Source organism: Vampirovibrio sp., from assembly GCF_041737375.1.
In the GTDB taxonomy this organism is placed as follows: Bacteria; Cyanobacteriota; Vampirovibrionia; order Vampirovibrionales; family Vampirovibrionaceae; genus Vampirovibrio.
Genome location: NZ_JBGSRV010000003.1, coordinates 196,441 through 216,786, shown reverse-complemented (window position 1 = coordinate 216,786; position 20,346 = coordinate 196,441). Strand labels below are relative to the sequence as shown.

Here is a 20,346-nt window from a genome sequence, read left to right as displayed (position 1 = left end):
ACTCCCGTTCCCATTCCGAACACGGCCGAAAAGACTGCTCACCGCCACAATACTCGGACTGTAAGGTCCCGGGAAGATAGCGCTCTGCCAAGGGTTTATTTGAAAAAAACGTCCGTTACTTCTCAGTAGCGGGCGTTTTTTATGTGGGGAACATTTGTCTTAAGCCACAGTCACTATGCATGTGCTTTTAAAAAGATGAACTGAGTTTTAAGAGGAATGCTTTTATGCCTTTTTACGGTCGTTTTGTTGCTTTTTCAATGGCTTTTCTTTTCAGTAGTTCCGTCTGTATGTACGCAGATTCTATTCGTATTGAAGGGCCTGGCATGAAGGTTGAAAACCGGCGAGGCTGGTTTGGTACAAAATCCACCCGGTATCAGGATGCCATGGGCAACAGTGTGAGTACTGGAAGAGGTATTTTAGGCCGACAAGAGTCGAGGACTAAAATATTCGGAACCGAGTCTATTCGAACCCCTCGTGAAACTTCAATATTGGATGCACAGGGTAATCCACTCGTTAAGTCTCGTAAAACCTGGTTCCATGGTAAAGAAACTCAGGTTGATGGCAATGCGATCATTCATTCTTTTCAGGGGTTATTCCAGCCATAGGCAAAAAAAAGCCTCTGCGGAGACTTCATTGTTCGGGCACTTACCAATGGTTAATTCCGTTGGTAGATTTACCCTTCTCTCCGCAGAGGCTAATGATTCTAAATGTGGATGAGGCTGAGGTGTTAAGAAGAACCCAATTACAATGATTAGTATAGATGTTGATGTCTATCAATACTATTACCTTGTTTGGCTATATAAACAAATAATATGGGTCATTCCTCATAATCCTGTAATGCGTAATATTCTCCCAACTCGTTTTGATAAATGATTTCGGGCGTGTATAAACTTTCCAGTTCCAAATCCTGATCGCTTTCAATCAGCTTTTCTGAAAGGTCATTTTTCAGGGGCCACTCATGTAGCGTTGTTTTCTTTTTTAGGTGCGTTTTTTTAACATTTTGTAGGGCCATTGTTTCTTCCCTCCTCGTGTTTTAATCACTAGCGCGTCTCAATGGATCGTGTGGGGCATCGTTTTTATTGTTTGATTTGATTTAATGTTTACAAATATAACAATACGCAGGTAGTACTGTTATTGCCTGAAGGGGGTAAACACGACTGCCTGGTTGATTAGGTGCGGGCTTCTTTGTTTTAGCCTTTTAGAGAGTATCTATTTTTTGAAATGCGGTTCTTTGGCGGTCGGTTTGTGTCCTTAAACCAGGCTGACGGTTCGTGTTTTTTCGCCTTGTTGATCCGGTAAGCTGAAAACAAATTGGCTGCCTTTGCCCAGTTCGCTTTCCACGGTTAATTCCCCTTGATGGGCTTCTATGATTTTTTTTGATATGTAAAGCCCTAACCCTGTTCCTATATGTCGATACCGTTTGGCCATAGACGCATAAGGCTCAAATAATGTTTTTTGAATGCCCTCATCAATTCCGGGTCCCGTATCTACCACGGAAATAAAAATGTTGTGGGCTTCAAACCAGCTGCTTACTTTTATTTTTCCGCCTTTGGGGGTATAGTTCACCGCATTTTGAACCAAATTGTAGATCACCCGTTTAATTTCCAAAGCATCAGCAAAAATGTAGGGGATATTTTCTCCCAGGTTGAGCGACAGTGACTGATCCCGCTCTTGGGCCAAGCCCATTAAATCCATATTAATGGTTGAGGCTACTAGCTCATTAATATCCGTCATTTCCATTCTAAGTAGCATGTGCCCGCTATCAAACTTGAACGCGGTCAGCAGGTTATCCACCATTTGATACATAAACCGGTTGGAGCGAAGCATTTCATGAATGACGCCCTCTTGATCTTCGGTAATTGGCCCAAAGCGTTCGGCCAGTAATAACTCAAAAATGCGAAACTCCGCTTTAATGGGTGTTTTTAAATCGTGGGTTAAGGTGGCTACAAATTTCTCGCGTTGTTTCTGGCTTTTCAGCATCACATCCAGCACCTTGCGATGCTCCAGGGTGTAACGGATGGCTCGCTCCAAAATAGGGGCGTCAATTCTCCCTTTAACCAGATAATCCCATGCCCCCGATCGCATGGCCTCAATGTCCACCTCTCGATCTTCTTGTCCGGTTAAAAGAATGATGGGTTGGGTACAGCCATTGGCAATGGCTTCTTTAAGCAAATCCAGTCCGGTATGCTCATCCAGCCGGTAATCAATCAGATAAATATCGTGGTTGCTTCTCTCAATCAGCGATACGCCTTCTTCATAGGTGGATGCCCAATCCAGCAGATGTTTTCTGCCCACAATTTCAGAGATAATTCGACGAGTGATAATATACTCGTCTTCATCATCATCAACCAGCAACACCCGAATGGGGGTTAGCTGGCTATCATCCGTCGTTTCTTTCTGAAGGTAGCTGGACAACTTCAAACCAATATTTCCCTAAAATTTTCATTGTATTTAACAACGCTTCGTAAGTAATGGGCTTGGTAATAAAAGAATTTACCCCAAGGTCATAAGTGCGATAAATATCTTCTTCTTCTTTGGAGGTGGTGAGTACCACAATGGGTAAATGCTTGAGGTCGGGATCCGACTTTATTTCCTTTAGCGCTTCAATACCGTTTTTGCGCGGCATGTTCAAATCCAGCAAAATCAAATCCGGCATCACCGTTTCTTTGTTTTGATAAATGCCCCGGTTGTATAAAAAATCCAGCAGTTCTTCTCCGTCTCCCACGCAAAATACCTGGCTGGGCGGACAACTATGGGCCAACGCTTCGCAGGCCATTAACTGATCGTCCGGGTCGTCATCAGCAATCAAAATGTTGATGGAATGCGTTGTATTGGCCTGTATACTCAAGTCTGGTTACCTGTCTCTTCATTGTGGTGCAATTGATTTTTGTACAGTGGGTAGGGTCACAATAAAGGTTGAGCCTTGCCCCGGCTTACTGATTGCCGTAATACTGCCAGCGTGTAGATCCACAATTTTTTTGCAAGTGGCTAATCCAACCCCTGTTCCCGAGAACTCTGATTGACTATGCAGTTTTTGAAATACCTTGAAAATGCGATCCAGATATTTCTCATCAAAGCCAATGCCATTATCTGCCACATGAATTTCTAAAAAAGGGGTTTTGGCAACATATGGATTAGGTTCAATTAATTTACCATAGATACGAATATGGGGGGATACCCCGAGTTGGCCATATTTTAAGGCATTTTGCAATAAATTTCGAAATAAAATACGCATGTGGTTTTCATCCGCCTCAATCACAGGCAGGGCTTCAATGTCTAAATGGGCTTTGCTCAGCTTTATCTCACTGGAAAGCTCCAGCGCCAGTTCTTCCAGAATGTGATTGAGCTGGATGGGGGCCATGCGGATTGATTGCGATGATACTCGGGCATACGCCAATAGATCGCTCATTAAATTTTGCATGCGATGCGTTGCGGATAACATGCGTTTAATATCGTGACGAGACTCTTCCTTCATTCGCTCTGCTTCCCGATGGCTGAAGCGTTCTGCGTAAAAGGAGATTTTCCGCAGGGGTTCCTGCAAATCGTGAGAAGCAATCAGGGTAAACTCTTCTAGATTCCGCTTGGTTTCCAGCAACGCTTCTCGTTCTCGCTGCAAGCGGGTGCGCTCTGTAATGTCTCGAATAATGGCTGTGGTCAGCCTTTCCTCATTGGTGTTATCCCAGCTGGATAAGGACACTTCAGCGGTGAACACTGTGCCATCTTTTTTGAGCGCTTCCAACACCAGGCGTTTATCGTTGAATTGGTTTTTCAGGGAGGGCTTTGGCAGCTTGAGGTGTTTTAAAAATTCCTCCTGACACAAGGCTGGCATCATCCGGCTTAGTGGTTCCCCTGTCAATTGTTCGCTTTCGTAACCAAAAATACGGTGCGCGTATGAATTGGCGGTAATAATAATGTTATTTTTGTCCGCCACCATAATGCCATCCATGGCCAGTTCAATAATCGTTCTATATTGGTTTTCAGAGGCCTGGAGCGCTTCCAGTGCCTGTTTCTGGGCAGAAATATCCTGCATTTGAATAACGGTTATGCCCGGAACGCCCGCCTGATTGTTAATCAGCGCGGTGGAAGATAAGGTCCACACATAATGCCCATCGGCATGCTTGCACCGTTTTTCAAGTTGATAGTATTCAATGTGCCCTTTCAGCAACGCCTCTCGCAACGGTTTTTCCTGTTCCCAATCCGCCGGATGGGTGAGGGTGTCTATGGGGTGATGAGTCATCCATTGCCGCTCGGAATATCCCAGCATTTTTTTCAGCGCCTCATTAACCCGAAGCACTTTGTCATCCGCCCCGATCAGGATTTTTCCCAACGGCCCCGCGTCAAAAATTTTGCGAAACCGACGCTCGCTTTCGCTCAGTGACTGGCTGGATTGTTGCTGCTGAAGGGACAGCGTCAATCCTATCCCGCAGGCAATTAACAAGCCCAACATTTCAATCCAGAAGCTGGTATTTAAAGCCTGATCCAGTGAGTTGGCGTAAACTTCCAGAATTTCTTGCCGGGGGGCGTCCATTTGGCTTAACGATTGGTGAAAGGCTTGTAGCCCAGTTTGATAGGCGGGTGTTCCGGTTTTTATTTTGGAGAGTTGCTCACCCTGCACCTTTAGCTGTTGATAGCGTTTTATTTTTTGACTTAACTCATTTTGAATGGCCGGGTGACTCGCCGCCTGAAAGTGGAAGGGGTTTGCCTTCCCCGGAATTTTTAATGATCCGCCGTAGCGCATAACGTTCAGGTTATGCAGAATTTGGGCCACAGCCTTGTTTGGGTTGGCCGGAAGGCCCTGGCTTTGTGTATACAAATCTACAATGTAGTATTCCCTGAGTTTTCGTTGCCAAATCAGGACTTGAACCAAATCATTACGCTGCTGGTTCAGCTCGAGGGTGTAAACGCTAAACCCCGCAATGGTAATCAGCAACATTAAAAATAACCCGGAAATAACCGCTGGGTTACTTCTAAGTGTTAGCCTTTTTGCGGTTTCTTCCTTTTCAGTTGCTGGGCATGCGGTTTCTTCGCGGGAGGCTGTCTGGAAAAATTCGGGTACAACCCGCTTAAAAATTTGCATCACACAATGGTAGCCCTGACCAAACAACATTAGCCGGAGCGTTTGAGGACTTTAACGTCTCAATCAAACGAGATTTTCTTTGACCGCCTTAACCGCCGCTTGCACCCGGTCATGTACGGATAGTTTTTGCAGAATACTGCAAACATGCGCTTTGGCAGTGTGGACACTGACGGATAAGGAGTCCGCGATTTCGGAATTGCTTTTGCCCTCAACCAGTAAGGTCAGCACCTGGTTTTCCCGATCGGTCAATTGCAAGTCGGGCCGGGAACCGGGTCCGCCTGTTCTGGACTTCATGCCGGTGCTGGAAAACATTTCCAGCGCCATACCCGCAATGGCCGGGTCCAGCCAGGCTGCCCCTTCATAAACGGATTTCACCACTTCAATCAGCCGATTGGAGGTAATTTCTTTCAGGCAGTAGGCGTTGGCCCCGGCGGAAAGCGCGGCCAGCACCTCATCTTCCACTTCATGCGAGGTTAAAATAATGATTTTAATGGTGTCATCAAAGCTTTTAATGATTTTAGTAACTTCAATGCCGTCAATGCCGGGCAGTCCCAAATCCAGAATCACAATGTCCGGTTTGAGCGATTTAATCAAATCGACACCCTGCTCTCCGGTTTCAGCTTCGCCCACCACATTAATGCGAGGATCTTCATTGAGTACTGACCGTAAACCAATACGAACCAGTTTGTAATCCTCAACCAGAACCAGCCGGATTACTGCGTTATCAACTTGTACTGAAGCTTGCGTCATGATTAACCTGCCCGTCTGACCCTACTACCTATCCTGAATGTTTGTCATTATAGTGTGGCCTATGTCCTCACGTCTATACCCGCTTAATATAATCTTATTTCCTGAAAATCGTTGTGGCACTTTGGTTTTGCCATTTTGACCCTGGTTTTTTCCAGCTTTTAGGGCAATATTCTAGTCAGTTGGGGAGGCCTGATCGGGTAGGTTGGGCACGGTTTTTCGCTTGATTGGCATCAGGGCTGGATGCTTGATTTCACTGGTTTTTTTTCTCTGTACTTTTTGAGGTAAAGCCACAAGGTTTGCTATTTCAGAATTGAATCTCTGAATCTCCCCTTTATGGTTGAGTTTTGGGCGATTGCGCTAATTGCTAACATCGTTTAAAATCTTTAAACAAGGGAAACGTTTGGAAAAGTGAGCTATATGGAGACCCCCCAGAATGTATCGTAAACTGCTGCCTTTGTTGAAAAGGTTTGTATTCGTGCGTCAGGGCGCTTTCAATCGCTATTACGAAGGTAAACTGGTTGCCGTGGATGAGGACTCTCTCCAAATTCAGTCCTACAAAAAGGACGGCAGCCCCGAAGAACTGTGGACCATTTCTCTGGAGACTATTTCGGAATTTTCCGTCGGTGGGCGTCATCTGGCCGAGCTGGAATTGAAGGTATCATTTCTTTTCTCGGAAGATATGCTGGCCGACAACGATTTGGCCATATTAATGCTGGAAGGTCCATCCTTACCCGTCGTTGAAACCTCAGCGGATGAAATTGCGGAGTAGGACTTTGATTCGGTTCTGTTTCAGGTTTCAAGAGGGGCTGCGGCCCCTTTTGAATATCTGGGTTGAAGGCCCGCAGGACGCTTGAGGGCTTTTAAATCCGGCTCGCTCAGGGCGGTTGCCTGCTTTTTTGCTCAGCCCTTTTCTGCTAGAGTAAATACACTATGATTAAACAGCGCCTTCTTTCTCACCTGGCCAGCGCCCTGCAAAGCGCCGCCCCCCAGCTTAACCAGTTAACCGTTGATGACGCTCTACTCTCTGCCTTGCGGCTGGAGCGCCCCCGGAATCTGGATCATGGCGATTACGCCGTAAACGTTTCTTTTTTAGCCCGTCATACCAAAATGGCGCCTCCTAAAATTGCCGAAGTCATTCATCAGCATCTGCAATCAGCTCCCTTTGAGGTGAGCGTGATGGGCGGTTATCTGAATTTCCGGTTATCCAGCGCTTTGATGGCGGATGCCCTGGTGGCCATTATCCATAACCCCACCCTGGGCAAAAACGATAGCCAACAGGCTGAGCGAATCCTGCTGGAATATGTTTCCGCCAACCCGACCGGGCCGCTCCATATTGGGCATGGCCGCTGGGCGGCTTTGGGAGATACCATTATCCGGCTGCTGCGCCATTGCGGGGCCGATGTAACCGCCGAATTCTATATTAACGACGCTGGCGTGCAAATGGGGAACATTACCACCTCGGTTTACTGGCGTTGTGTGGAACTGCTTCAGGCCGAAGGGGCCATTCCCGCCCCTGCCCACCTGCCGGAAACCCTGCCTTATCCGGGTGAGTATGTGCTGGATGTGGCCAAGGCATATCTGGCGGATGCACAACGCAAGCAGTTACTGCTGAGTGAGCCGGTGGATGCCCATCAGCCTTTGAACCCAGCCATCTACCAGTCGGTGCAAACCTTTGCCCGTGCGTTTTTACTGGCCGATCAGCAGGATTTGCTGGCTCAGATGCGGGTGCCGTTTGAGAGCTGGATTTCTGAAAAAGAATACCTCTACGATCGGGATGTGATTCAGGCCACTTTAACCCGGCTGATGGAAAAAGGCTTTACCTATGAGGCTGAGGAAGCCCTGTGGTTTAAGTCTACCGAGTTTGAAGATGAAAAAGATCGGGTGTTGCGCAAGTCGGATGGTAGTTTCACCTACCTGACTCCCGATATCGCTTACCACGATGATAAATTCAACCGTAAAGACGCTCAGGGAAACCCCCGCTATAACCGCATTCTGAATATCTGGGGCGCCGATCATCATGGCTATATCCCCCGCATGCGGGGTGCCATTCAGGCATTGGGCCATAATCCGCAGCAGTTTGAAGTGTTGCTGGGCCAATTGGTGAATCTGATTGTGGATGGCGAGCGTACCCGCATGGGCAAGCGTCGTAAAATGCTGACTTTGCGGGACGTGGTAGAGGAAGTGGGGGTTGATGCCACCCGGTTCTGGATGGTTTCTAAGTCCGCCGATAACGCCCTGGACTTTGATGTGGATCTGGCAGCTTCCGCCAGTAGTGAGAACCCGGTGTTTTATGTGCAGTACGCCCATGCCCGGTGTTGCAGTATTTTACGGAACGCCGTGGAACCTTTGCAAAATGTGGATACGGGCGAAACAACGTCCCCCCTGGTGCCTGCTGATCAATTGGCCGGATACGAGCAACAACTGAGTGTGTCGGACTTGGCCCCTTTGTTTGCGTCTCTGACGGATGCCAAAGATCAGGCAGTGTTGAAAACTTTGATGCTGCTGCTGGATAGTTTTGAGGATGTGATTCGGGATGCCGCTCGGGCCAGAGCGCCTTATTTTGTAACCCAGTACGGGCAGGAACTGGCGGCTCAGTTTCATTCTTTTTACGGGGTTTGCCGCATTTTGACCCCTGATCAGCCCTTGACCCAAGCCCGTTTGATGTTGATTCGGGCCATTCAGAAAACACTGGCGCAAGCGCTGGCGTTGCTGGGTGTTTCTGCCCCGGAACGCATGTAGGGCGCTATATTGGTCTGCCTTTTTCGGTCTCATTGAAAACGACCAGCTTGCCTTTGGCTGGCGGGCGTTTGCTTTGAGTTGTAAAGATTTTTTTACAAAATAGCATCAAATATTCTTCAGTTTCTTTACTCCATCATAACAAGTGAAGAACTGGGTGTTTGGCCGCAGTTCAAGTGGGTACCCGTGCTGCTGAATGGCACAGCCCGGGTGATAGCAGAGAAGAAGCGCATTGATGAAATTGATCAATTCTGTTTGGCATGGCTTAAATTGCTTGCAAGGCGTCACGCTTGCGTTTGCCTTAGGGGGCCACAAAACGCTGGGCTGGCAGAATTTAAACGGCGCTTTAAACGTCCATTTTTGGGTTGGGACTCAAGGGGAGTGGATACTGGGGAAAATGAAAGATTGGGATGGGGAGTCATTACCAGATGGGGGGAAAAGAAGTACCTGGCAACAGGTACTGTGTTATACCGAGTGAAAATTTTATCATTCTGTGTCGGAATGATGAAAGGATCACTTTAACAACCGGGAGGCATGCTTCCCGGTTTTATTTTGCCTTTTTTGCGGCAACCCAGTGGCTGATTTGAAAGCGCTTAAACAGCAATCAGGCCTCCATCTCAAACATTGAGACAAAGGCCTGAACGCTTAAATCAAGCGGAATGGCAGATCTAGGGCAATGAAATCCGGGAGATGACGTTGGCCGGATCTTGCTCGGAGACGAACAAAGCGTTATTGACGGTGTCCATAAACAGGTTGTAAGGCTTGTTCAGGCTGCCAATAAGCGTACTGGCTTTTCCGGCGGCATTAATGCGGGCCACGTTATTCAGCAGGTAGTTGGCCACATACAGCTCGTTGGTTTTGGGGTTGTAGGTCAGGCCAATGGGGCCTTTAATCCCTTCGCCGGAGCTGAACACGGTTTTTTCACCATTGGCGCCTACCCGGTAAATCAGGTTTTTGGAATAGTTGGCCACATACATAAAACCGCCCGGCCCAATGGTAATGCCGGTGGGGCCATCATACCCCTTGGAAAAAACCTTCACGCCCAGTTTACCCGGCGCCGCAGTTGTGGCAGCAGCAGGCTTGGCCGTGGTGGTGGCTGCCGCGGCCGGTTTGTTGACTGTGGCGGGTGCGGTAGTGGTTGTAGCGCTTTGCGGCTTTAAGGCAGGACGCAGCTCATTGAGCTTGGCTTTGGCTTGCGGGTACTGCGGATCGCTGGCCGGAATCAGAGACAAAATATTGATGGCTTCCTCGTTGCGGTTCAATTTTTCCAGGCTGAGGGCCAGATTGTATTTGGCATGGTGATCGTTGGGGGTCAGGTTCACCGACTTCTGGAACATGTCCGCCGCATCCGGGTAGCGCTTCAATTGGTAATACATGGAGCCTAAATTGTAGTAGGCATCGCCATAGGCGGAATCCACCTGAGTGGCCCGAATGAATTTGTTGAGGGCGTCGTTGGTGCGCCCCTGGTTGTAGGCCTCAATGCCCTGATTGTAATTCTGGATGGCTTCCGGGTTGGAAGAGGTTTGAGCCGAAGCTGTTACCGGGAGCCATAACAGCCCCACCAACAAACCGCCCAACAGGGAAACCAGTAACCGGTGATAGTGAAATGCAATGCGCATGAATTTTGCCTCTTCCTTACTCCTGCCTATAAACGCCGGGGCCGCACAGGTGATAGTTCCGGCCCGTTTTTCTCCCGGGTGGAGACAGGCGCTACCATCATACTCTGAAATAGTTTCTCTCTCTTTAAGACAACTATGCTTGAAATGACGACATAATCTCACAATGGTTCAGTTCTTCCAATGGTTTTTCAGCGTTATTTTAACGCCCTTGCCCGTTTTTCGCTGAATGGCGGGAGAAGCCCATGGTCAATGCGGCGTGCCAGCACATGCCTGAGACAGACGATGAGACAGAAAGATGAGCGTGTGACGCCTGAGGGTGTTATATAATACTGGCACCGTTTGGCCAATGCGCCTTGTAACCCCCAAGGGAAATTTTCCTGTGCTATCCATCGAAGAGGCCCAGCTAAAACTGAAAGATATCCGGCTGGCGGTGTCCATTGAAAAGGAACACCGTTACGTGGATGTGCAGGGGCGCAAAAAAACGTTCTCCCGCTTTATGTGCGACACCCTGAAAGAAATACCCCCGCTGATGCTGGGGGAAGAAGCGGGGCTGGATGCGTTGCGCCGCAAGTTTGAAAACTACCCGTTTATGGATCTCAGTGGGCGTATTACCGCACTGGAAAACATAGAGCGCTTTTTGGCGCATATCGCCCAAAGCGCCGCTTCTCAGCGCAAAACAGCCACCCTGCAATCCAAGGCGGGCGGGCAATCGATTCACGATATGGACGTGAAATTCCTGAAAGGGGTGGGCCCCAAACTGGCTCAATTGCTGGGCATGGTTGGCATTCAAACCGTAGAAAACCTGTTGTACTACTTCCCCCGCCGTTATCTGGATTACAACAACCGGGTCAAAATTCTGGAGCTGAATCAGGGGGAGGATGTTACCGTTATTGGCACCATTCGCACCGTAAGCGCCTATAAAACCAAGACCGGTTTATCCATTTTGAGTTTGGTAATTACCGATGAAACGGGCATGATGGCCGCCAACTGGTTTTTGGGTAAACTCAGCCAGGCCTCGCTGGAAGTACAGAAGGATCGCTACCCCAAGGGGGCCGATGTCATGCTATCTGGCAAAGTGAAATGGGATACCTATAAAAAAATTCCGGCCATGGATCGCCCTCAGCTGGAAATTTTAAGTTATCAGGATGCCAGCGGGGTTCAGGAAAACGATTCCATTCATGCGGGACGCATTGTGCCCATTTACGCCCTTACCGAGGGGCTGAACCTGCGCTTTTTACGCAAGGCTATTTATCAGGCATTGCAGGATCATCTGGACAGCATCATTGATCCCATGCCGCCCGCTATTTTGCGGCAATACGGGTTGATCTCCCTAAAAGAAGCCCTGCGCCAAATTCATTTTCCCGAAACCCGTGCCTTGGCCACTCAGGCCCGAGAGCGGCTGGTGTTTGATGAACTGTTTTATGTGCAACTCCGGCTTTCTCTCATTCGTCAGCAGTACAAGCGCACCATTAAGGGCCTGAACTTAACTTACAAAGAAGGCGGCTACGCCCAGCAGTTACGGGCCTTGTTGCCCTTTGATTTAACCGGGGCGCAAAAGCGGGTTTGGGCCGAAATTTCTAGCGATATTGCCTCGGATGAACCCATGTACCGCATGCTGCAAGGCGATGTGGGCAGTGGTAAAACTATTGTGGCCATTTTAACCTTGCTGGCAGCGGTAGAAAACGGCTATCAGGGCGCTTTAATGGCCCCTACCGAAATTCTGGCCGAGCAGCATTATCGCAAGTGTCTGGAGTGGTTGACCCCTTTGGGCCTTCGGGCTGGCTTGTTTGTGGGCAAGTCAGGCGCTCGGGAGCGACGAGAATTGAGACAAGCCTTGCTGAACGGGCAAATTCATGTGGCGGTTGGCACCCACGCCCTGATTCAGGATGACGTGGAGTTTGCCAAGCTGGGCATCGTGGTGGTGGATGAGCAGCATCGCTTTGGGGTTCGTCAGCGCACCTTGCTGAAAGGCAAAGGCCAGCACCCGGAAATGTTAACCATGACTGCCACCCCCATTCCCCGTTCGTTGGCCATGACCTTGCACGGGGATTTGGACGTGTCCATTCTGGACGAGTTGCCACCGGGGCGCACTCCCATCCAAACCAAACTGCTGACCCATTCCCAAATCGGCCAAGGTTACCAGCTTATCCGGCAGGAAATTCTTAAAAAGCGGCAAGCTTATATTGTGTTTCCTTTAATTGAAGAGTCCGAAACGTTATCCGCCAAGGCGGCCACTACCGAAGCGGAGCGGCTGCAACAGGAAGTGTTTCAGGATTTACGCATTGGGTTGCTGCACGGCAAAATGCGCCCGGAAGAAAAAGAGGCGGTCATGAGCCGCTTTGCGGCAGGGGATCTGGATATTCTGGTCAGCACCACCGTGGTGGAAGTGGGGGTGGATGTGCCGAACGCCACTGTGATGATTATTGAAAACGCTGATCGCTTCGGGCTGTCTCAGTTGCACCAGTTGCGGGGGCGGGTGGGGCGGAGCAGCCATCAATCCTATTGTGTGCTGGTGTCCGATAGCAAGACCGAAACCACCTTAACCCGCCTGGGTATTTTGACGGAAAGCGAAGACGGCTTTTATATTTCGGAGCGGGATTTGGAATTGCGGGGACCGGGCGAGTTTTTGGGGACTCGTCAAAGCGGGCTGCCGGATTTTGTGCTGGCCGATTTAATTGAGGATAAAGACACCCTGGAAAAAGCCCGCAAGGCTGCCTTTGCCCTGGCCGCGGAATCGGATTCCCTCAGCCAATATCCGCAATTGCGGGACATGGTTTTTCAAAAAACCGAGGATACCTTTAGCATTTTAGGCTCTGGCTAAGATTAGGCGGTAATTTCGGGATGCGCACGGGCCGGATCTACATGGCGTTCCCGAATTTCAGCCAGCAAGCCCGCAGAGGCGGCCTCGATCAAATCCAGTACCACGTCAAAGCCATCCGCCCCGCCATAGTAAGGATCAGGCACTTCTTTCAAATTCAGTTGCGGGGCAAAATCCAGAAAATAATGCACTTTATGCTGATGCTCGGCGGGACAATGCCCGATGACGTGCGCGTGGTTGACCCGATCCATCACCAGAACATAATCGTACTGGATACAATGTTCGGCTTTAAAATGCTGGGCCCGATGCTCGCTTAAATCAATGCCCCGGCTTTGGGCTGCGGCATGCGAGCGTTTATCCGCCGGACGGCCCACATGGTAATCGTGGGTGCCAGAGGAGGCCACTTCAATATAATCCCGCAGGCCACTGGTTTGGGCCATGTAGTGGAATACTGCTTCTGCCGATGGGGAGCGGCAAATGTTGCCCATGCACACAAACATTACTTTTACCTTGTCTTGCGGGGTTCTCAAGGGTTGAGTCATGGCCGGTGTTCCTCCCTCTCTCTGCGGTCTGTGTTAAGGGTTGGTTCTCATGGATTCTGTTTGCAGGCTCATCGCATGTCATTTGAATGAACCTCCTTCATTTTACCTGAATCGTCAATCCCACTAAAATGGCAATCTTAAAAGTGGCTGCGTAAACAACCGTTGCGAATCGGGCTTTGGAATAGGTTTCAACGGTTGCTCTGTTATATGATAGATACATATAACCTGTTTTGGATAGGGAGAGTTTTGGTATGAAGGTTTTAATTTCCGGGGCTTCCGGGTTGGTTGGCTCCGAATTGATTCATGAATTAAAGCGTCAGGGACATCAGCCGGTGCGTTTGGTGCGTCGCAAGGGGTTAACCAGCGATCCTGAAATTACTTGGGATATTAACGCAGGCAAGCTGGATGCCCAGCAACTGCATGACATTGACGCGGTGATCCATCTGGCGGGTGAAAACATTGCCGGGGGCCGCTGGAGCGATGAACGCAAGCAGAAAATTGTGGAAAGCCGGGTTAAAGGAACACGTTTGATTGCAGAAACGCTGGCCAAGCTGGATCATCCGCCCAAGGTGTTTATCTGCGCCTCTGCGGTTGGATTTTACGGCAACCGGGGCGATGAAGTGCTGAACGATGTTAGTGGCAAGGGCAGCGGCTTTTTGGCCGACACCTGCAAACAGTGGGAAGACGCTTGCCAGCCCGCTCGTGATAAAGGCATTCGGGTGGTTAACAGCCGCTTTGGTATTATTTTAAGCCCCAAGGGTGGCGCGCTGAAGGCCATGTACTGGCCCTTCAAGCTGGGCATGGCGGGCGATTTGGGCAACGGAAAACAGTACATGAGCTGGATTGCGCTGGAAGATGTAGTGGGCGCCTTGGCCCATATGCTGACCCATGACGATTTAAAAGGGCCGGTCAATGTGGTGTCTCCCAACCCGGTGACCAATCACCAGTTTACCGATGCCATGCGTAAAGCGGTAATTTGCCCCATGTTGCCCATGCACTACTGGACGCCGCCTGCCCCGGCATTTGCGGTAAAAGCGGTATTGGGCGAAATGGCCGATCAGTTGCTGCTGGCCAGTCAACGGGTACAGCCGGTGGCCTTGCTGGGCAGCGGCTACACCTTCCGCCAGCCTGAGCTGAAAGCCGCTCTGGACAGCCTGTTGTAAGCTCAAAAAACTATAATTACAGCCCCAGCAGCCCACTCCAAAGCAGCATACTGCCTTGGGATAACAGGGTGGCGCCGCCCCAGAAGAAAGCTCTGGCGGCTGGAATGGAAAACAGAATGAACACCACCATAAACCCGGCGTTGCCCATGCTTTGAAAAAAGCTGCGGGTGCCGGGTAAAAAGCTGCTGATAATACTGTGACCATCCAGCGGTGGAATGGGGATTAGGTTAAACAGAAAAAAGGCGGCGTTGGCCATGGCGGCCAATCTGAAAAAACGGAGCAGGTTCATTTGCAAGGCGCTGGCGGATTCGCCCATGGCGCTCATCAACAGCAGGGCCGCCAAGCCGGAAAGGGCCATGATTAGCAAATTGGCGAAAGGCCCCGCAAAAGCCACCAGCGCATCCCCGTAGGTGTGGCGAAACCGGCTGGGATTCACCGGGCATAGGCCCCAGCACATGCCCGTTAGCATTAATACCACCAGCGAAGCCCCGCCCATGTGTTTTAGTGGGTTGAGAGTGAAATATCCGGCGTCTTTGGCGGTGGAATCACCTTCCCAATAGGCCGCCAAGGCGTGAAACAGTTCGTGCAGGCAAACAGAGCCAGCGGCAATGATCACCCACCAGAAAAAATACTGGGCATCGCTAAACAGATATTGAATAAACATGGCAGCCTCTGACTATAAAAGGGTTTGACTGTAGAATGCGGGGTTTTGTTTCCGCTTTGTCAAAAAATACATTGTAAATACCAAAAACCCGATCCGGGGATCGGGTTTTTAAATCTGAAAAAAAGCTGGGGGCAAATCGGCTAACTAGAAGCCTATTTGCTGCTTTTGCTCTCTTTGTAGGCAACGTGGCGGCGCAAGGTGGGATCGTATTTTTTGATTTCCATCCGCTCCGGGTTGCTTCTTTTGTTTTTAATGGTGTGGTATTCGTGGTCGCTCTCGCTGCTTTTCAGCGTAATGTGAGCGCAGCCTTCGCCTTTTTTTGCCATGGGGGAGATTCCTTAAACTGAGGGTTGCGTGGATCTATATTAAATCAACCACGGGGGGAGTCAAGAGAAGCTGAAAGGGGGCGTTACATAGTTTCAAGCAGGCGGCCCGCTGGGCAAGGCATCCCCACGCTTCCTTGCTTCTCCGTTCGCCTCCCTTCAGCCTCGGGCCAAGGCTCCCCCTTTCAACTTACGGGGGAGTTGCGTACAATAAAGAGGCACACGAGAAAACACAAAATTGGTTAAGGCGGGCTGGATACAATGGTAAAAGCGGAGTTTCACAAGCTGGGCGTGATTGGGGCCGGAGTCATGGGGCAGGCGCTCATTCAGGGCTTAATGCGTAAACAGATGGTGACCCTTAAAAACGTGTGGGCCGCCGCTAAAACGGAAGCCTCCTGTGAAAAAATCCGGGCCGAATTGGGCATTACCGCCTTAACCAACTATAACGATCGCTTGGCGGATACCGATGTGTTGTTGCTGTGCGTAAAGCCCAACGGCATTAAGGGAGTTCTGGAAAAGCTGAAAGCGGGTGGGCTGAAGCCCGATACTCTTATTATTTCCATTGTGGCCGGGGCCACCATTGAAACCATGGAAAACACGCTGGCTACCGAAAACCCCGTGATTCGGGCCATGACCAATACCCCTTGCACGGTGGGACAGGCTATGACCACCATTTGCGGCGGCACCCACGCTACCCAAAAGCACCTGGCCATTGCCCAGCAAATTTTTGACGCCGTGGGCATCTGCATGGAACTGGATGAAAGCCATTTTAACGCGGTGACCAGTTTAGCCGGAAGCGGCCCCGCCTATGTGTTCCTGATTATGGAAGCCTTGGCCGATGGGGGCGTTCGGGTGGGCTTGCCCCGAGAGGCGGCTTTAAAGATTGTGTCTCAAACCCTGTTGGGGGCGGCTACCATGGTTCAGCAATCCGGTCGGCACCCGGCGGCCCTGAGAGACGATGTGACCACCCCTGCCGGTTGCACCATTGGGGCGCTTTTAACCATGGAAGACGGAAAAATTCGCTCGGTGCTGGCCCGTGCCGTGGAAGAGGCTACCAAAATCGCTGGAAATTTAGGGAAAGAGAAAAAATAAGCCGCTATTGACGGCGTTTACAAGCGTTTGATTGTTTGGGAGATTTAGGATTATGAACACCGATACCGCCAATGCCACCCTGTCCACTCAGGAATTGATTAACCTGGAGGAGCAATACGGGGCCCACAATTACCACCCGCTGGATATTGTGATTGATCATGCCGAGGGTTGCTGGGTTTATGATGTGGACGGCAAGAAGTATCTGGACTGTCTCAGTTCCTACTCGGCCCTCAATCAGGGGCATTGCCACCCTCGCATTCTCAGTACGCTCATCGAGCAGGCGGCCAAGGTCACTTTGACGTCTCGGGCCTTTCGCAACAACCAGTTGCCGCTTTTATACAAGGCCCTCAGCGACATTTCCGGCCTAAGCAGGGCCTTGCCCATGAACTCCGGGGCTGAAGCTTGCGAAACCGCCATTAAAATGGCCCGCAAGTGGGGTTATAAGGTGAAGGGAATTCCTGAAAATCAGGCGGAAATTATTGTTTTTGAAAATAATTTCCACGGGCGCACCATCAGCATCATCAGCTTTTCTACCGAACACCAGTACAAAGACGGTTTTGGGCCGTTTACACCGGGCTTTAAAATTATTCCATACGATGACATTGAAGCGGTGAAAAACGCCATTAACCCCAATACCTGCGCCATTTTTATTGAACCCATTCAGGCCGAAGCCGGTATTTTAATTCCCAAGGAAGGATATCTTAAGCAAATTTCGGAGCTGTGCCAGCAGAACAACGTGTTGTTTATTGCCGATGAAATCCAGACCGGCCTGGGGCGTACCGGCAAAATGTTCGCCTTCCAGCACGAGAACATTCAGCCCGATGTGATTGTAGTGGGCAAGGCTCTGTCGGGGGGCTTCTATCCTGTTTCGGCGGTCATGGCCAATGATTCGGTGATGGGCGTTTTCAACCCCGGCGATCATGGCAGTACCTATGGCGGTAACCCCCTGGGTTGCGCGGTGGCCCGCACTGCGCTGGAAGTGCTGAAAGATGAAAATCTGGTGGAGCGTTCCGCCACGCTGGGCAAAAAATTTCTGGCCGAGCTAAAAAACATTCAAAGCCCCCGCATTGTGGAAGTTCGAGGCCGGGGCCTGTTGATTGGCATTGAGCTGAATACCAAGGCCCGCCCTTTCTGCGAAGCGTTGAAAGCGGAAGGCGTATTGTGCAAGGAAACCCACGATTATGTGATTCGTTTTGCCCCGCCCCTGGTGGTAAGCGAAGCGGATTTGGACTGGGCTTTGGTCCGCATTAAAAAAGTCATCGAAAGTTTTTCATAGCGCTTTTCATATCCCCTACAGATTGGACCCCCATCCCCATGAGTAAAACCTGCCAGAATCACGATCACCACCACGATGATGATCATCATCCGCCTCATGGGGATTCCCCTCCACACGATCATGTCCATGACGATCATCACCATGGGCATCATGGGGGGCATTCTCACTTGTCGCTGGCGCTTTCGGCCCGCCACTTCAAGGTGTTGCAATGGGTGTTTGGCTTAACCTTCCTCTATTTAATCGTGGAAGTGGTGGGCGGTATTGCCTCTGGCAGTTTGGCTTTGCTGGCCGATGGTTTTCATATGTTCGCCGATTCGGCGGCCATTGGGCTGTCTCTGTTTGCGGCCTGGTTATCGCATCGTCCGGCTCCGGCCCATCGCACTTTTGGGTATCAGCGGGTGGAAATTTTAACCGCCTTTGTGAATGCCTTGCTGCTGGTGGCCATGGGGCTGTTTATTCTGTGGGAAAGTTACGATCGCTTTCAGCAACCAGAGCCGATTAAGGCTAACCTGATGATGGTGGTGGCCTTTGGGGGGCTGATTGTTAACATTATTTCCGCCAAGCTGTTGCATGCCGATCACCAGCATAACCTGAATATTAAAGGCGCTTATTTGCATGTGCTGGGCGATTTACTGGGTTCCATCGGCGCTGTGCTGGCTGGCGCCCTGATTTGGGCCTTTGGCTGGTCCTGGGCCGATCCGGTCATCAGTTGCGGAATTGCCCTGTTGATTATTTTCAGCGCCTATGGCCTGCTGCGCGATTCCGTCAATGTGTTGCTAGAAGGTTGCCCCAGCCATATTGATATCGCGGAAATAGAAGCGGAAATATTGGGTTTTGAAGGGGTGAGCGCCATTCACAACCTGCATGTGTGGAATATCAACATGCAACAAGCCCTTTTAACTGCGCATATTGAGGTGAAACCGGAAGCCTACAGTGGCGAGACCCTGAACCGGGTTCAGCATGCCCTGAAAGAGAAATTTGGATTGACCCACGTGACCTTGCAGCTGGAAGTGGCCTGAAACAGGGTGACGGACTATGCCAATCCGAACAGGACCGTTTGGACAGGCAATTTGTGAATCGGCTTTGCTTTTATTGTTAACAAGTCAAAATTATTGAATGGATCGTATTTAATTTAACCTGTTTTATTTAATCGCTAGGATTTTTGATCAAATGAATTCAATCAGTGGGATTTCCAGTCGTCCAGGTTCTGTTCAGTTTGGCAAAAACTATGTGCCAGAACCAGAACCAGAGCAACCCAGTGTACCGCGGCGGCTTGCACCAAGGAGTTTACTGGATGCCTTTAACCGCGTTGCCAATGGACCTGAACTCTCTCGGGCCGACAATTTGATGGCAATTGAGTCCCAGAATCTTTTTGACACTGATCGTGTCGTTGTTGAATACAGCCGCGCAGAACAGAACCGTCGTAGAACTGAAGATGGGGGTGTGTTAGCCCCGGAAGGTTCATGGTTTTCTGATGATTCGGACGATGATGAGCCTAATGAATCCATTGATTCTATTTTTCGGTCCTCTGCAGGAGCGGCTAGAGCCAGAACCGAAGAGCCTGCCAATAATCCCTTCTTGTCCGGTCTTACAGCTTTGAGAGCCAGTACGCATCGTGAGCAACCTCGCATTAGTCCCTTGCGCATTAACCCTGCGCAAAATCGTGGCAGAGCTGCTTTGGCACACGTTGAGGAAGAGTCGACCCCTAACAGGTTTAGAAGTCTTGGTATTCCTTCTCTGAGCCCGCCCTGGCGGCCGCAGGCGGACTTGTCCAATCGCCGCCGAAATGATCTGGAAGCAAGAATGCGCCACAATTATCAAAATCGGGATTCCTCCAGCTAACCCCGTCTTTTACTGGCCCTGAAGGCTGGAAAGATACTCATACAGTGCGTGAACTTCAGCGTCGGGTAGCTCCTGTGCGCTGAATTTTCGCATCATGGAGGACGTGGGCTGGCGCAGCAAGGCCCGGAAGGTTTCTTCCTGTTTGAGGGTGGGGGAATTCAGAACTACGACGTTGGGACCAGGCGGATCTCCGGCTCCCTGATGGCAGGACACGCACTGGCTTAGAAAAATTTGCTGCCCTTGAGACATGGGGGCCACGGGTTGAGTGGTGGTTTCCGGTTTGGCGCAAGCGGAAAGAAAAAGCAGGGTGCTTAACAGGGGGAGGCAAAGTCGGGTCATGAAAGGCTCCTGATCATGAAATGCATTTTGACATTTTGAATGAAAATGATGGGCAACAAGTGCCTGTTTAGCATAGTACAGCTTTTACGGGAGGGCAAACCGGGG

At 50.2% G+C, this 20,346-nt stretch carries 19 protein-coding genes and 1 rRNA gene; 10 read left to right on the top strand and 10 right to left on the bottom strand.

The features are described 5' to 3' along the window. A 5S ribosomal RNA gene (gene rrf / locus ACEW81_RS13870) occupies positions 1 to 93 on the top strand; the annotation flags it as partial. A gap of 131 nt (positions 94 to 224) precedes the next feature. Further along, a complete protein-coding gene (locus ACEW81_RS01750) occupies positions 225 to 605 on the top strand; it encodes a hypothetical protein (protein WP_373531240.1) in 381 nt (126 codons plus the stop codon). Between the two features lie 212 nt (positions 606 to 817). On the opposite strand, the gene ACEW81_RS01745 is transcribed toward ACEW81_RS01750, so the two are convergent. The 5 genes from ACEW81_RS01745 to ACEW81_RS01725 form a co-directional block, all read right to left on the bottom strand. Then, a complete protein-coding gene (locus ACEW81_RS01745) occupies positions 818 to 1,012 on the bottom strand; it encodes a hypothetical protein (RefSeq protein WP_373531239.1) in 195 nt (64 codons plus the stop codon). Between the two features lie 239 nt (positions 1,013 to 1,251). Further along, the gene (locus tag ACEW81_RS01740; protein WP_373531238.1) at positions 1,252 to 2,415 is read right to left on the bottom strand and encodes an ATP-binding response regulator; all 1,164 of its coding nucleotides are present in this window, start codon (positions 2,413 to 2,415) and stop codon (positions 1,252 to 1,254) included. Next, the gene (locus ACEW81_RS01735) at positions 2,381 to 2,806 is read right to left on the bottom strand and encodes a response regulator (protein ID WP_373531242.1); all 426 of its coding nucleotides are present in this window, start codon (positions 2,804 to 2,806) and stop codon (positions 2,381 to 2,383) included. Before ACEW81_RS01735 ends, ACEW81_RS01740 begins: the two co-directional genes overlap by 35 nt. Before the next feature lie 60 nt (positions 2,807 to 2,866). Further along, a complete protein-coding gene (locus ACEW81_RS01730; RefSeq protein ID WP_373531237.1) occupies positions 2,867 to 5,077 on the bottom strand; it encodes a sensor histidine kinase in 2,211 nt (736 codons plus the stop codon). Positions 5,078 to 5,140: 63 nt separating this feature from the next. Then, positions 5,141 to 5,827 (bottom strand): response regulator, encoded by a 687-nt coding sequence (locus ACEW81_RS01725; RefSeq protein WP_373531236.1) that lies wholly within the window; start codon positions 5,825 to 5,827, stop codon positions 5,141 to 5,143. Positions 5,828 to 6,260: 433 nt separating this feature from the next. On the opposite strand from ACEW81_RS01725, the gene ACEW81_RS01720 reads away from it, so the two are divergent. Both ACEW81_RS01720 and argS read left to right on the top strand, forming a co-directional pair. Next, entirely contained in the window at positions 6,261 to 6,596 is a 336-nt protein-coding gene (locus tag ACEW81_RS01720; RefSeq protein ID WP_373531235.1) for a hypothetical protein, read from the top strand. A gap of 161 nt (positions 6,597 to 6,757) precedes the next feature. Next, positions 6,758 to 8,566 carry an arginine--tRNA ligase gene (gene argS / locus ACEW81_RS01715; protein WP_373531234.1) on the top strand — a complete coding sequence of 603 codons (1,809 nt, stop codon included), beginning with the start codon at positions 6,758 to 6,760 and terminating at the stop codon, positions 8,564 to 8,566. A 665-nt stretch (positions 8,567 to 9,231) separates the two neighbouring features. On the opposite strand, the gene ACEW81_RS01710 is transcribed toward argS, so the two are convergent. Continuing rightward, positions 9,232 to 10,182: a tetratricopeptide repeat protein gene (locus ACEW81_RS01710; protein WP_373531233.1), complete on the bottom strand. Its 951-nt coding sequence runs from the start codon at positions 10,180 to 10,182 to the stop codon at positions 9,232 to 9,234. Between the two features lie 379 nt (positions 10,183 to 10,561). On the opposite strand from ACEW81_RS01710, the gene recG reads away from it, so the two are divergent. Continuing rightward, complete coding sequence (gene recG / locus ACEW81_RS01705) at positions 10,562 to 13,003, top strand: ATP-dependent DNA helicase RecG (RefSeq protein WP_373531232.1); 2,442 nt, start codon at positions 10,562 to 10,564, stop codon at positions 13,001 to 13,003. A 2-nt stretch (positions 13,004 to 13,005) separates the two neighbouring features. On the opposite strand, the gene ACEW81_RS01700 is transcribed toward recG, so the two are convergent. Continuing rightward, entirely contained in the window at positions 13,006 to 13,542 is a 537-nt protein-coding gene (locus ACEW81_RS01700) for a low molecular weight protein-tyrosine-phosphatase (protein WP_373531231.1), read from the bottom strand. A 251-nt stretch (positions 13,543 to 13,793) separates the two neighbouring features. On the opposite strand from ACEW81_RS01700, the gene ACEW81_RS01695 reads away from it, so the two are divergent. Then, complete coding sequence (locus ACEW81_RS01695; RefSeq protein WP_373531230.1) at positions 13,794 to 14,705, top strand: TIGR01777 family oxidoreductase; 912 nt, start codon at positions 13,794 to 13,796, stop codon at positions 14,703 to 14,705. A gap of 16 nt (positions 14,706 to 14,721) precedes the next feature. Here the strand turns inward: ACEW81_RS01695 and ACEW81_RS01690 are convergent, their stop codons facing one another. Both ACEW81_RS01690 and rpmG read right to left on the bottom strand, forming a co-directional pair. Beyond that, positions 14,722 to 15,369 carry a site-2 protease family protein gene (locus tag ACEW81_RS01690; protein WP_373531229.1) on the bottom strand — a complete coding sequence of 216 codons (648 nt, stop codon included), beginning with the start codon at positions 15,367 to 15,369 and terminating at the stop codon, positions 14,722 to 14,724. A 152-nt stretch (positions 15,370 to 15,521) separates the two neighbouring features. Beyond that, positions 15,522 to 15,695 carry a 50S ribosomal protein L33 gene (gene rpmG / locus ACEW81_RS01685; RefSeq protein WP_373531228.1) on the bottom strand — a complete coding sequence of 58 codons (174 nt, stop codon included), beginning with the start codon at positions 15,693 to 15,695 and terminating at the stop codon, positions 15,522 to 15,524. 258 nt (positions 15,696 to 15,953) lie between these two features. On the opposite strand from rpmG, the gene proC reads away from it, so the two are divergent. The 4 genes from proC to ACEW81_RS01665 all read left to right on the top strand — a co-directional run bounded on the left by proC (position 15,954) and on the right by ACEW81_RS01665 (position 19,902). Then, the gene (gene proC / locus ACEW81_RS01680; RefSeq protein ID WP_373531227.1) at positions 15,954 to 16,784 is read left to right on the top strand and encodes a pyrroline-5-carboxylate reductase; all 831 of its coding nucleotides are present in this window, start codon (positions 15,954 to 15,956) and stop codon (positions 16,782 to 16,784) included. A gap of 52 nt (positions 16,785 to 16,836) precedes the next feature. Further along, positions 16,837 to 18,060, top strand: a complete 1,224-nt coding sequence (rocD, locus tag ACEW81_RS01675) for an ornithine--oxo-acid transaminase (RefSeq protein ID WP_373531226.1) — start codon at positions 16,837 to 16,839, stop codon at positions 18,058 to 18,060. Between the two features lie 38 nt (positions 18,061 to 18,098). Next, a complete protein-coding gene (locus tag ACEW81_RS01670; protein WP_373531225.1) occupies positions 18,099 to 19,079 on the top strand; it encodes a cation diffusion facilitator family transporter in 981 nt (326 codons plus the stop codon). Positions 19,080 to 19,230: 151 nt separating this feature from the next. Further along, positions 19,231 to 19,902 carry a hypothetical protein gene (locus ACEW81_RS01665; protein ID WP_373531224.1) on the top strand — a complete coding sequence of 224 codons (672 nt, stop codon included), beginning with the start codon at positions 19,231 to 19,233 and terminating at the stop codon, positions 19,900 to 19,902. Between the two features lie 9 nt (positions 19,903 to 19,911). Here the strand turns inward: ACEW81_RS01665 and ACEW81_RS01660 are convergent, their stop codons facing one another. Continuing rightward, positions 19,912 to 20,241, bottom strand: coding sequence for a c-type cytochrome (locus ACEW81_RS01660; RefSeq protein ID WP_373531223.1), 330 nt, complete (start codon positions 20,239 to 20,241; stop codon positions 19,912 to 19,914). Positions 20,242 to 20,346 lie beyond the last annotated feature (105 nt).

Bases quoted from the DNA above. Each gene is read 5' to 3' on its own strand.
- ACEW81_RS01690 (WP_373531229.1), bottom strand. From the start codon at position 15,369: ATGTTTATTCAATATCTGTTTAGCGATGCCCAGTATTTTTTCTGGTGG.
- ACEW81_RS01660 (WP_373531223.1), bottom strand. From the start codon at position 20,241: ATGACCCGACTTTGCCTCCCCCTGTTAAGCACCCTGCTTTTTCTTTCC.
- ACEW81_RS01745 (WP_373531239.1), bottom strand. From the start codon at position 1,012: ATGGCCCTACAAAATGTTAAAAAAACGCACCTAAAAAAGAAAACAACG.
- ACEW81_RS01700 (WP_373531231.1), bottom strand. From the start codon at position 13,542: ATGACTCAACCCTTGAGAACCCCGCAAGACAAGGTAAAAGTAATGTTT.
- rocD (WP_373531226.1), top strand. From the start codon at position 16,837: ATGAACACCGATACCGCCAATGCCACCCTGTCCACTCAGGAATTGATT.
- ACEW81_RS01710 (WP_373531233.1), bottom strand. From the start codon at position 10,182: ATGCGCATTGCATTTCACTATCACCGGTTACTGGTTTCCCTGTTGGGC.
- proC (WP_373531227.1), top strand. From the start codon at position 15,954: ATGGTAAAAGCGGAGTTTCACAAGCTGGGCGTGATTGGGGCCGGAGTC.
- ACEW81_RS01730 (WP_373531237.1), bottom strand. From the start codon at position 5,077: ATGCAAATTTTTAAGCGGGTTGTACCCGAATTTTTCCAGACAGCCTCC.
- ACEW81_RS01670 (WP_373531225.1), top strand. From the start codon at position 18,099: ATGAGTAAAACCTGCCAGAATCACGATCACCACCACGATGATGATCAT.
- argS (WP_373531234.1), top strand. From the start codon at position 6,758: ATGATTAAACAGCGCCTTCTTTCTCACCTGGCCAGCGCCCTGCAAAGC.
- rpmG (WP_373531228.1), bottom strand. From the start codon at position 15,695: ATGGCAAAAAAAGGCGAAGGCTGCGCTCACATTACGCTGAAAAGCAGC.
- ACEW81_RS01665 (WP_373531224.1), top strand. From the start codon at position 19,231: ATGAATTCAATCAGTGGGATTTCCAGTCGTCCAGGTTCTGTTCAGTTT.
- ACEW81_RS01750 (WP_373531240.1), top strand. From the start codon at position 225: ATGCCTTTTTACGGTCGTTTTGTTGCTTTTTCAATGGCTTTTCTTTTC.
- ACEW81_RS01725 (WP_373531236.1), bottom strand. From the start codon at position 5,827: ATGACGCAAGCTTCAGTACAAGTTGATAACGCAGTAATCCGGCTGGTT.
- ACEW81_RS01695 (WP_373531230.1), top strand. From the start codon at position 13,794: ATGAAGGTTTTAATTTCCGGGGCTTCCGGGTTGGTTGGCTCCGAATTG.
- ACEW81_RS01720 (WP_373531235.1), top strand. From the start codon at position 6,261: ATGTATCGTAAACTGCTGCCTTTGTTGAAAAGGTTTGTATTCGTGCGT.